We start from the raw sequence: 12,367 nt of genomic DNA, 5'->3' as shown, positions 1-12,367 counted from the left end.
TCTTTGTGATTGTGTATACCGGCAATTTGCTTTGCGTACCTGTTATTTCTTAGTATGTTTCTTAATTTTTGAATTAGGATAATAGAGGTTACGGCCACTGCTCTTGATTATTTTCGGTATACCTCGTTTGGCCATCTCCTTCATCATGCCGTGTTCGCCATATTTATTGCTCAATGCATAAACTTTCATCACTACCACAACACCAGCCACCAAAATAATGGCTACACATACAATGGAATTGATACCGCTGATGTACATGATGGCAAACAAGATGAGCAGGCCAACTACACCGGCACCCAGGTACCATATATACTGTGCTTTTAGCCCTTTGAACTCAATACTTTTGTTGATCCCTTTATTGATCTGATAGACACTGTTCTCCATAACTCAAATGCTTTTTCGTTTTTTTCTTTCCTTCTGATCCGTTGTATTCACCATATTGGCACTAGATATTTTTGTCCTATGCTCTTTAATTATATCGGCAAGCGCCTGGCCACTTGGAAGTTTTACGAATGCGATGTGGTCAGAACCCGATGTTTTTAACCCTTCCACCTCGTGAGGAAATGCCGCATTTTTTACTACGCTATCAAAGTATATCCCATATTCCTCACCTTGCTTGATCACTTCCTTGAAATTGATCAGGTTCCACTTGTTGGCTACCTCACGGTAACTGTTCCTTAAATCATCTACATAAAAATCAAAACCGCCTATTTTAATAACCGGTAGATCGGCATTATCACCTAATCTGACGCTGTTGTTGTCTTTATAAAATAGGTCCATACCTTCCGGGTCAGTTGCCCATAATGGTCTTATCCAAATATATCTAGCCTCATCTGGCAGGGGTTCCATCCATTTTCCATCGTAAATACGCCTGCTGCTAATATCAAGGATAAACTCAAAATGATCCTCAAACCGCATCATCTCCAATGCATAGATCTTGTTGATCTCATTTTCCTTTTCGATTAGCATCGAATGATAGGCATCTACATAGAACTCGATATTCTCTATCACTATCACGGGCAGTTTCCTTGTAAATATTTCTGAACTTATATTCTGTTTCTTTGTCATAAACTATATTCTAATTCGCCTTTGCTTTTTTACCTTGTTCCCACTTTCCATTTCAGTGACTATGGATATGGTCTTGCTATCCTGTGGCGTATCCAGTTTAACTATCTTGGTTTCTTTTTCATCCTGTAGTTCGCCCTCCAGTTTCATTTGGTTCTTTTGTATGTTAATATTGATCTCCCTTTCCAGGCTTACAGCTTTCTTTTTCAGACGAGATAGCATCTGTTCTTTTTCAAAAGGTTTATCTATAACTTTTCTCATCATCTTAATATCCTTTTCCAAGCCGACCATCTCTTTGCTGTGCCTTTCCAAAAGTTGGCCTACCTGATCAATGGCATTGAGAAAATACCTTGCTGCAAGTTTGGGGTTATCTATATTAGGATAGCCATTGTTATAGGTGTAATGGATACCGTCTTTTCCTCTTGTGGCATAGAAGGCGTTTGGTACTGTGCCTATAAACATTGTGGTCAAAGCGTGCTGAAAAAGTTCAAACCCATATAAACTCCCAATTTTAACAAGCTTAAGGCTAGGCATGGGCTGTCGATGCAGTTTAATAATATGATGGCCAATAGCCTCTGCATCGGCAGTATTCAACCCATCTAACTTTATTGGGTTTATCTTCACGCCATCTTTTCCAAGTTTCAAGTGTTTATGGTAGTGTTTGGCATCTGCCTTAAGGCATACAACTTGTCGGCTAATCTTTTCGATGCGCTGCTCCATTTCCTCCAATTTCAGCCTGTCGGAAAATTGAGCTTTGAAATGGGCCTTTCTTAGATTTTCTAACGCCGCAATTTGTTTGTCCAATTTTGCCTTTTCTAATAAAGTGGTGTCCCCAGAAAGGATGGCGATATATTCCGAAAAGCTCATACCACTCTTTTCATCCATAGCCCCTTCGTCAATACTCCGAATATGGAGTTCATTGTTTTTCATTTGGCTAATGAATTGTTGCTTGTTTTTCAGTAGGTTGAACTTATAGTTGTCAAGTGATTGTTCAGTAGCATAAATGTATTTGGTAACCCTATTGTTCATGTACTTTTTGGCTACCCAATTGCCTTGCCTTGCGCCTCTGCCGTTCCGTTGATCTAAGTCAGAAGGTCTCCAGGGTATGTCAAGATCATGTTGTGAAACAACCATGTTCTGTACATTGGCTCCTGTGCCCAACATTTCTGTACTTCCTGCCAAAATCCTGATTTTGCCGGAATTGATCTGCTTAAAAAGATCTGTTTTCTTTAAGCCCTGCCAATCATGAATAAACGCGATCTCATTATCTGGTATACCAAAATCGCTTACCAATTTGTCTTTTAAAGCCTGGTAAACATTGAAGCCGGATGTATTCGGTGTACCTATATCGCAGAATACCAATTGTGTGCCCTTAAAGGCTTGGGTATCCTTATATATTTTTGACACATTCCTAGCGCATACATTGATCTTGTTGTTCGGATGATCTTCAAAACTTTCATCTATCAAGCGCATATCTACGGCCATTTTTTTTGCATAGTTGGTGGCGATCAGCATTTTGGCATGCTCTTCATCCTTGCTCAATTGTGGCCTACCGATTAAAGTAGCATCACCGGTCTTGGCAAATTCCATAAGTTTCTTTGTGAACTCTTGCTGTGATGGCGTAGGGGGTATGTTTACCAATTGCTCATCTATTGAAGGTTTATCAAGCTTAATGTGCTGTGCCGTCTTATAGTCGGTAATCTCGTTATAGAAAAGCGCTAGTTCAGGCACCTTGATAAAGTGCCTGAAACGTTCCTTGGCAATAATCTCATTGGTCACCGAAAACTCAAAGTCAGTTGTCTTTTTAGCAAATACGGCTGCCCAACCGTCAAAGTTGGAAATGCCCTGCCGTTCCATTTCTTTTGGACGCAGGTACTTGAAAATTAAATATAGTTCGGTAAGGCTGTTGCTTATTGGTGTGCCTGACAAAAAGGTAGCACACAGATCACTATCAAACTTTTGCTGAAGCGTTCGTACAGCAAATAACAGGTTCAGCGCTTTTTGGCTGCCTTCTATATTACCAAGACCAGCCACTCTGCTATGCCGGGTCGTAAAGGTCAGGTTCTTAAACTTATGGCTCTCGTCAACAAAGAGATGGTCAATGCCCATGCTTACAAAATCAATACCCTCATCTTTTTTTTCTTCAATCAGTCTTTCAACATATTTTAATTTACCGACAAGGTTTTTCTTACGGATTTCCAGCCCCTTTAGCATTTGTTTGGAGGTCTCACCAGTCAGTTCCTTGGCCGTGTCCATATCGAGTTCCACATTTTCCAGCTCAATACTAAATATCCTTTGCTGTACCTCTGGGGCCTGCGGGATCTTACCGAACTGATCATGGGTGAGGATAACACAATCAAAATTGTTGTTCTTGATCTCATGGAACAAGCGTAATCTTTTTTCAGGTGTATAGTCTTTTTCATTGGGTGCTAAGATGCGGGCATTGGGATAGGCCAACCTGTAGGTGTCCCTGATCTGCGTAACATTGCCCTTTAATGCAATGATAACGGGCTTTTGACAGATACACAATCGTTTTAGTTCCTGTGATGCCAAGATCATGGTGAGCGTTTTACCCAGACCCACTTCATGGTCTATGAGTGCCCCACGGTTCTGCACAATGCGCCAAACGGCATTATATTGTGAAGTATATAGGTCTTCAATGCCCACATTTTTCCTGCTGAAGCCCGGAAACTTCTGATGACTGCCATTGTATTCTCTTAAGCGATAGCAATTGAAAGTATCGTTGTATAAATTTTCTAACGAGGTCTTATCACTTATGGGCAAATTTTGAAGCCATTCCTCAAAACCCTGGCGGAGACTTTCTATTTTCTGGTGGGCAAGTTGGGTAGCATCCGCATCGGGATAACGTTTGGTCACGCCATCAGCCTTTACCTCATAGGTAAAAAATGGGGCAGTATTCTCCAATGCATGTTCCATCAAACTTTCGCCATACATATTTTTGCCACTCTTTGGACGTATGGCATACTCTTGTTTGATCTTTACGTTACTGACCTGCGTATCAACCTTAAACTTATCAAGGGTAGAAAAGTAAACAACCTTTGTATCCACTTCAAACACTGCACTGGCATAGCGTGAATAATATTCGGAAGGTATCCAGCGTTCGCCGAAATTGAAATCCAGTAGGGCAAAGGGTATACGTTCCGGCTGAACACTTTTAATGGCTTCCAGGCTTTCCTGTAGATAAGGATTGTCATTGGAATTACTGGCCATGCGTTTGGCCATATGCAGCTTTTCCACCACATTTCCGCTTAAATAATGATCTGCCGTAATCCAATTGCCCGTTGTCGGCTCCAGATAGATGTGGCCCTTCAATGCATTCACTACCTGATCTTCGTTCTTTTCAAGAAAAGTGGCCATTGTCTTGATAGATACCTTCCCCATATCGTTAAGGCTACGTGCAAGCGCTTCCAGGGGATCATCTGTTCGGAATTGTTGTGCCTTTTGCTTCAAATTTTCCAACAGCACATCTGCTTTTACAAAGGCATTATTGCTCCTGCGTTCCATAGAACCTAACATCAATATCCCATAGGCCATATCCTTACGTATCAATGAGGTATTCTGTGGCGTATTCAGTTGGCCATAGGAAGTAACAAAATGATCATAGCTATTATTTAACTGTAGCCTAAGCACTTCTTGATCTGTAGGTGAAGCCTCCAACATCAGATATTGATCTCGTAGGGCAATATAATCCTGATAGAAATTAGACCGACCCTGACGAGGCAACTCCTGAAAAATAGCACGGTCAGCATCTGTTTCCAGACTGTCGAGCAGGCCAATTTTTCCATTTACCTGAAACAGCATTCCCGCTTTATAATAAGCCTTTATTCCATAGACGAACACTTGTGCATTCCTGTCCAGGTCAAACATCTTCTTAAAGTCGCCATCACCTGTATAAATGTACTGGTGGTCAAATTCCTTCAAAGAAGTAGAAAGATGTTTCAGTTCTTTGTCCAACTGATCGGCATTGAGCCATATGGCAGGAAATTCAATATCATTTACATTCGCATGGAGTTTATACAGGTAACGGTTCTTTTGGTGAGACCTGGCGGTAAGCAGTACAATACTCTCATGCAGGGGCCTATCCGTGGTGCTTATGGTGCTGATCATCCTTGCACTGTTGCGCTGGACCATCTTGGCATCCATTTCGGAAATATAGTCCAGTGCACGACTTACACTTTCCGCAGGCATGGCATCGAATAGTCCCAATTGCAGGTTAGCATGATCTTTTGCCTGGCTTTGTGGCATAGGCAAGTATTCAAACTGCTTTTTCGCTTCCCTGATTATATCATCACTAAACTTTAGTTGTTTAAAGGCCCTAACATTCAGGTATTCATCAAAATCGGTTTGCAGATTGCGCTGAAAATTCGTAGCAATGTCAGCTATTGGTCCATGCTGCCAATATTCTCTTGCAGGTTTGCCGTATTGGTCCTTACCGTCCTTAATGGAATTGCCTACGCTAATTCGGTTTTCAAGTGCGTCTACATATTTGTTGATGCAGTAGCTTCCTATTTCGTTATGCTTTTCCTCTGTTTCCACAAGCAGGTACTCATCTTTGCTGATCCCTTTTTTGTTCACATTTTTTTGGACAATGAGCAGGTGTGTTGCTGCCTGCGTGTTTCCCGTATCGCTCATCAGGTTATCGGGCATTACCGTTAACGATACAAAATCTGCCTGTTTGAAAAGATGTTCCCGCGCTTCTTCATTGGACGGGCTGTTGAGAAATGCAGAAGTGGTCAAATAGGCCATCAAACCTCCATCTGCAAGCTTATCAAGCCCTTTGGCAAAGAAGTAATTGTGTATTCTGCCAGATATTTTTTTATCCGGGTAGGTGGGATCGTAGACCGAAAAATTGCCAAAAGGAATATTACTTACCACCAGGTCATAATTGCCGTTTTCGTTATGACTGGTCTCTTCAAGTCCTTTTCCTAATACCTCAGTTGGTACCTCGGTTTCACCTAAAATCGTGGCAAGTATCCGACTGGTCAACAAGTCTTTTTCCACTGCCTTTATTTCCTTCAGTTCGGAAAAAGTTTTCACTGCCTCGGTAATGAAAATACCAGCACCAGCAGAAGGTTCATATAGGCGTTTGGGTTGTATGCCATGTTCTGAAAGTACCTGGTATAAAGTTTCTGGAACAACTTGTGGCGTGTAAAAGGAACTCAATACACTTTCCTTGATCGATGCTACTACTTCCTTGTATTCTTGTTGGTTAAAATGATACTTTAAAAGTTCATGTAGGCTTAGTATTTCCTTATGTAATTTCAGGTCGCCTTGAGCCGCCCCTTGCTTGATCCATTCCTCCTTTGGCGCATCGGGATACAATATGGCTTTAATTCCCCCAAAACCGGCATAGCCCATTAACGCCTCACGATCAGCCTGGCTCAATTGTGATCCCTTTTCATGCGTTAGGGCTATGCCGATGGCTTTGAGGTTGCCCCTTAGTTTATGTAATGCTGAATATCCCATCTCACTTATTTTCCTACTGCACTTATTCACTTACTCAACGTAAGAGGTAATCATGTACTTCCGCAATAATCATGTATCTTAAAAAACGATTGTCTTCTGTATTTTCATTAAACTCATAGGTCTCAAAAATGCTGGCGCATGCCTCTACCAAATTCACTGTTTCATAGGTGAGTACGCCCGCTTCCTTAAACTTTTGGTATTGGTCTTTAAATTCAACTTCCAATATTTCTTGCAGGTAATTGAATTTTGAAGGGCGTAGATCTTCCGTCAGTGTATTAAGACACAACTCTTCAATCACATAGCCCGGCTTACCTTCTTCCAGTAGTTGTAAAACCATTGGCATAACCATGCTTACCTTGTCTTCAATAAATTTGGTAATACTGGTGTCGCCCTGAAGTTTCAGCAGTAGGTCGGGATTGTTGTTGACCAAATAGGCGCGTAGTTTTTCTGTCAGTACTTTTTGCATGGCTTTAAGACTAAATGCCAAAGAATGATTTGATGATAGTGGTAACAACCACCAAAAAAATACAACTGCCAAACCATGCGGCAGCTACCTTTGAAGTATCCTGGTCGCCAGAGTTCCATTTTTGGTACACCTTTACTGCACCTATAAGGCCAACCACCGCACCAATGGCATACATCAGATCGGTACCTGCAGAAAAATAACTCCTTACCTGCCTATTGGCCTCGTTAATACCGGCATCACCACTGGCAGTCTGCGCTTTGGCCAGCGCAGCAGCTATCATCATCATCAGGAATAATCCAGCTCTTTTACAGGTCTTGCCTGTCTTCCATACACACATTTTCATACACACGATTATTTATCAATTACACTTTTAAAAACTTTCCCAGGCCTCCCCGTTGGGAGAGGCGGGAAAGTGTCCACGTTTCACGCCATCCTTATGACTTCTATAGCTCTACAGCACGGGCGGTACGTGGTAATTCGTTTGTTTGTTTTTTGGACAGTCTGCTGGTGGCCCCCTTCCTGCAATCCAATGCAGGAAGGGACCAGCAGGCGCTCTGCACGCCACCTCACCATAACCCATCTACCTCATGCTCACTCATCGTTACCACACCTCTCTTCTCCAGCTCTGTCTGTATGCGGTTATTGATACCTGCCCGGAAAGCGGGCGTATTCAATTCGGGATACTCGCCAAGGTTGCCGCTCAAAAGGGCGCAGAGCTGCTCTTTATTGTCCTCTATCTCAATACTCACCGTCAGTTTTTGTATGAGCTCATCTGCCTTTTCAAACAATTCATCTGTAATGATCGCATCAACTTCTTCCATGCTTGGATCATACTCTTCAATACCATTTTGTTCGTTAAAATCTTTTCTTTGCGACTTTTTTGCAAAGCGATAGAACAAATACAGATAGTAGCACAGACATAATCCGCTTATGGTAAAAACATACTGGGTCCAGGTAATTTCTCTGATCATAATTCCACTTTTTTCTGTTTGACCTAATGGCCCTTTTTATAGGGGCCGATAATAAATTATAGGACAAAAGAACCATGATTGGGAAGCGATTAAAAGGACAAGATTAGTTGTACCTTTTTTGTACCCTTTGTAGAGGATTGATAATTAGCAGGATAACAATTGAAGAAAAAAAATAGGCTTTTACTTTTGGAGTATGCGGGTAGGGGTAGGGCAAAAAAAAACCAGACTTATTTTAGCCTGGCTCTTTAGATTAAATTTTGAGAAGATCAAAATAACTTTATTACATCCACATTGTTCTTTCCACCTCCGCCTCTAACCTGTTCAATTTTGATGCGCAACTGTTCTACTTCTTCTTCAGAAGCATTTTCATCAGTTATACCTAGGGCTATTATTTTTGTTAGTGCCTTTTTATAGTCATTGACAATATAGTCGCAAATCTCTAGAATGTCACCCTCCACCGCCTGCATTGTTATTGCGTTTTGGGCTGCAATATAAATTCGGTGAACAAGATGATATTTCTCATTTTCTACAGCCGCATCAAAAACATCCTGAATATATTTTGGCAATATCAGCAGATTATCATAAATAGCTTGGGTTATCGGCTCTAAAATGCCAATATTACCCTTTAAAAATGAACCCAATCTACCAATGTTGATACTTTCTATGCCATCATGAAAAAATGTCCTATCTGCTTTTCTCAGTAAAAAAGGCTTGTCTGCAATGTCATAGATAAGTTGAAACCTTATATAATAAGGATCTTCATCTTCACCCATAAAATTGGTATTCAACAAATGGCTCAGAACGAGGTAGGGAAATAGATTTGAATAAAAAGTGTTTTCTATATCTTCTTCATTTTGTACCCTTACTATACCAACTTTGTTAATAAATAAATTTACGTCCATTGGCCCACTATGTGTTTTGATTATTGGAGCATCTTTAAGTAGCTCATTAAATAGAAGGTTGTACATTTCTATATCTATTGACCCTAATCGTTTAATGAAATCACCAACTACAAGTTCTCCGTAGGGCAAATATTCACAGTCTGAAAGCAGCTTTTTATATCCTTCAGCAAAATTTAAATTCAACAAAGGCAAATAATTCTTCAATAGGTAACTGGTTGCAAATGCTGCCAGAAGTTCGGGCTGTTTAACCACTAGAACCCATTTAAAATCAGTTACTATCCGACGTTCTAAGTAACCGGCTAAGATCAACTTGTCGATTTTTTTTTCATTGATACGCTGCAGGGCTTTTTCTTCAGCTATAATTCCCAAGTTATGGGCAATCAACTTTAAAGAATGGCTTTCAATTTCAGCTACAGTATCAAAGAATGCCCCAACAAGCAATAGGAAATCAGATACTGGCTGTTCGGCCAATTGATAATTCTTTCTGAAAACGTCCAAAAACTCAATGGAAGGAACTGCCTTGAATATACCATAATGATTATCGGGCATGGCCTTAGCTTCATTTCCCAAAAGCATACGCCAAATGTGCGGTAACCGATATATGTCAGAATATACTGCTCCCCAGGCAAATGTTATGTTATAATTCTTTATGCTGATATTATTTGCCCTATGGAACTCTTCTGTGGAAAATGCACCAAGTTCAATCTCTTTAAAGGTATTTCCAAAGAAAGTATTCATTTTCCGGTCTTCATTGCCCTTTAGAAGTACATAGTTAGCTTTGTCGGCAGAAATGATGATATTATTCCCATCCATTCTAAAAATGTCTACCAGTTCTGATATATCGGCCATAATTACTGGATCAATATTATACCTCAAATGATCAAAGATGATGGTAACCTTTTTCTCCTTGCTTTGGTCAAAATTCAATAATAACCATTCCTTAAGTTTAATCTCGTCAATTGGGAATTTTAATTCACTATGAATACTGTTGGTTAACTTTCTGAATATAGAATAGTTAAAATCAAGACAATTTACGTAAAGAACTGCTTCTTCATTTTTTAAGGCTTCGAGATAGTATTGATATAAGAGATTGGTTTTACCAATGTATGCATCACCACTCAACACCACAAATTGGTGATCTCTAACTAATTTTCTTAATATTGGCAATATTTCTCTTTCTATGCAGAAATCATTTATGATAGGTTTCCTCATATTATCGGCCTTACCGATCATGTCATTAAATGCCGTATCAGTTATTTTGTTGAACAACTTGAAAAGTATGCGCTGGTCATTCTCTATGAGTGTAATTACAGATTGCTTAAACTCATTTTTGGCCAGGCTTGCAGCCTGTTGAAGTCGTTTGCTAAAGAAATTACCATCCAAATACTGTTCCTTGATCTCATCCTTGGTATAGGTGTCATAAATCCTGAAATCCACTCCATTGGTAATTATAGTTACCGGGGTAATATCATCGGTCAATCTAGCATAGGAAATACCCTGATCACGATCCTCGTCCGATAATACTGAACCTGGCTTTTTTAGCTCGAGCATTACCAGAGGCCTTCCATCAATACACAAGAGCAGGTCATAAATGCCTTGTCTCGTCTTGTTATTTTTACCACCTGCTTCAATTGTCTCCCTGTTCCTTCCAAATTTAACGGTAAAAGATTGCTGGGTTTTAATTTGGGAGGGTTGAAGTGTAGGCATTATAGTCCTTAATGCATGGCTAAGGTGCTGTTCAAATTCATTTTCGTTCATTTTGCGCGCTTTAGATACTTATCTATAAGTATAACCTATTTTGGCAAATTTTTAAACGTTTTTTGTACAAAAGTTAAAAAAAAGAAAATGCAAACTCTAAATTTTCCTAAAAAAGAATGAACAGATCTTGATTTAAATAACTGTTTAAAGTCTGGTTGGTAGGCTAATTATGCTGAAATAATTTCTTATGCGCCTTCCTTTTGCATTTCTAAGTAGTTCTTTAGTTCCACTAAGCGGTCATACAATGGGCGGGTAAGGTGGTTTATTGGCTGGCCTTTTAGCCCTGCGAAATGACTGTCCAAAAACAATTGTAAATCTGAAATGATATGTGAGGGGTTTAATTGTATCGGTTGTTTCGGTAGTTCAACCGTTCTAAAATAATCTTCAAGTTCTTCTATGCTCATCGTATCTCTAAAGTATTAAATTTATTTATTTTCCGTCAGGTAATAACACGTTAAGGACCAAGTTAATTATAGCTGGTCTCCATATGAACAAAAGCATACCTGTTAAAAAATAGAATAAAACAAATTCTTATTCGCATTTCCCTAAACCCATTTTTTAAGTCAGATATATGAAAACTGTCATGCAGATGCTTTTCTTTCACTTGGTCGTGTCAAAATATGTTAGCTTATCCATGTGAGAGTAGGTAATTGAGCCAATTATTTTTTAGCGAGGTCAATTTTTGCTAAAAAAAACTTTGGATATTGAAATTCATTTAAATTTATATAGCGTTTATTCGCTTTCTAATTTAGAGTTAACTCGAATTTTCTCCAGAAATTAAAAATAGACTAAAATAAATCGAACTCGCTCAACTCATCCAAGTATGGCAATTACAGAAATAGGCAAACTCAAAGAACTAGACTTTAATAAACAATTGGCGTTTGCTTATCTAACCTGTGAGCGGCTTTACCCAAACTATAATTACTTCTCAAAGAATTATGACTTTGGTGATCCTATTGTATTAAGAACGGCAATAGACTACATCTCCGGCAATTTTTTCAATCAAAAAATTGATAAAGCGAAAAATGATTTCTTAATAGAAAAAATAGATACGTGCATACCTGAGCCCGCAGACTATGAGACAATACTGGCTTCTTCTGCTTTAGATGCTTGCACTGTAATAACTGAAACGCTAGGCTTTCTGAACGACAAAAAAAAATCAAGGCTTGAAGATATTTCAACAATGGCTACCGATTCTGTTGATATGTATATTCAGGAAATAGAGGATCTTGATTTTAACAGGGACAAAGATTTTCAAAAAAAAATAGACTCTCATCCATTAATGAAAAAGGAAATTTCTATACAAAAAGGTATAGTCGATTTTTTGATTGCCAGTATGAGTTTTGATCTCGATGATATTCGAGTCTTGCTCAATCTTCAAGAAAACAATAACAAAGGCAGCCTAAATCTATAAGTCCCCTTTGTTTATAAAATTATTGCTTTTTTTTCATCCAAACTGTATCAACAATCCGGCTTGCTGCAATACTGTCTATTTCACCTCTAAAAATGTAATAATCTTTTGTAACACGTAATATTTCGACATTGGTTTTGTGAGCCTTCAAGTAAAGAAAGGTCTTCCTTTGGAATCACTTGACTACTTTTTAAAAAGCTAAGCGTCAGCATACAAGGACTTAACCACTTTATTTTCCAAAAAGTAGTATCGCCAGTTTGAAGGTTAATCTCCTTTTGGATCAAATCATTTCTAAATATTACGAAAG

At 39.2% G+C, this 12,367-nt stretch carries 9 protein-coding genes; 1 reads left to right on the top strand and 8 read right to left on the bottom strand.

The annotated features are described in order from the left end of the window. Positions 1-42 precede the first annotated feature (42 nt). The 8 genes from JHD79_RS10835 to JHD79_RS10800 all read right to left on the bottom strand — a co-directional run bounded on the left by JHD79_RS10835 (position 43) and on the right by JHD79_RS10800 (position 11,053). Positions 43-384 (bottom strand): DUF4133 domain-containing protein, encoded by a 342-nt coding sequence (locus JHD79_RS10835; RefSeq protein ID WP_199119253.1) that lies wholly within the window; start codon positions 382-384, stop codon positions 43-45. Positions 385-387: 3 nt separating this feature from the next. Further along, on the bottom strand, positions 388-1,068 hold the full coding sequence (locus JHD79_RS10830) for a hypothetical protein (protein ID WP_199119252.1): 681 nt from the start codon (positions 1,066-1,068) through the stop codon (positions 388-390). A gap of 3 nt (positions 1,069-1,071) precedes the next feature. Then, on the bottom strand, positions 1,072-6,552 hold the full coding sequence (locus JHD79_RS10825; RefSeq protein WP_199119251.1) for a DNA methylase: 5,481 nt from the start codon (positions 6,550-6,552) through the stop codon (positions 1,072-1,074). A 34-nt stretch (positions 6,553-6,586) separates the two neighbouring features. Beyond that, positions 6,587-7,018, bottom strand: coding sequence for a DUF1896 family protein (locus JHD79_RS10820; RefSeq protein ID WP_199119250.1), 432 nt, complete (start codon positions 7,016-7,018; stop codon positions 6,587-6,589). 10 nt (positions 7,019-7,028) lie between these two features. Continuing rightward, entirely contained in the window at positions 7,029-7,355 is a 327-nt protein-coding gene (locus JHD79_RS10815) for a DUF4134 domain-containing protein (RefSeq protein ID WP_370583322.1), read from the bottom strand. A 229-nt stretch (positions 7,356-7,584) separates the two neighbouring features. After that, positions 7,585-7,989: a hypothetical protein gene (locus tag JHD79_RS10810; RefSeq protein WP_199119249.1), complete on the bottom strand. Its 405-nt coding sequence runs from the start codon at positions 7,987-7,989 to the stop codon at positions 7,585-7,587. 266 nt (positions 7,990-8,255) lie between these two features. Further along, a complete protein-coding gene (locus JHD79_RS10805; protein ID WP_199119248.1) occupies positions 8,256-10,649 on the bottom strand; it encodes a type I restriction endonuclease in 2,394 nt (797 codons plus the stop codon). A 185-nt stretch (positions 10,650-10,834) separates the two neighbouring features. After that, positions 10,835-11,053: a hypothetical protein gene (locus JHD79_RS10800; RefSeq protein WP_199119247.1), complete on the bottom strand. Its 219-nt coding sequence runs from the start codon at positions 11,051-11,053 to the stop codon at positions 10,835-10,837. Between the two features lie 419 nt (positions 11,054-11,472). Between JHD79_RS10800 and JHD79_RS10795 the strand changes: the two genes are divergently transcribed. Next, positions 11,473-12,063 (top strand): DUF416 family protein, encoded by a 591-nt coding sequence (locus JHD79_RS10795; RefSeq protein WP_199119246.1) that lies wholly within the window; start codon positions 11,473-11,475, stop codon positions 12,061-12,063. Positions 12,064-12,367 lie beyond the last annotated feature (304 nt).

Source organism: Pedobacter sp. ASV28, assembly GCF_016428855.1.
Taxonomy (GTDB): domain Bacteria; phylum Bacteroidota; class Bacteroidia; order Sphingobacteriales; family Sphingobacteriaceae; genus Pedobacter.
The sequence above is the reverse complement of the archived record's forward strand: the minus strand, read 5'-3'. Positions and strand labels throughout refer to the sequence as shown.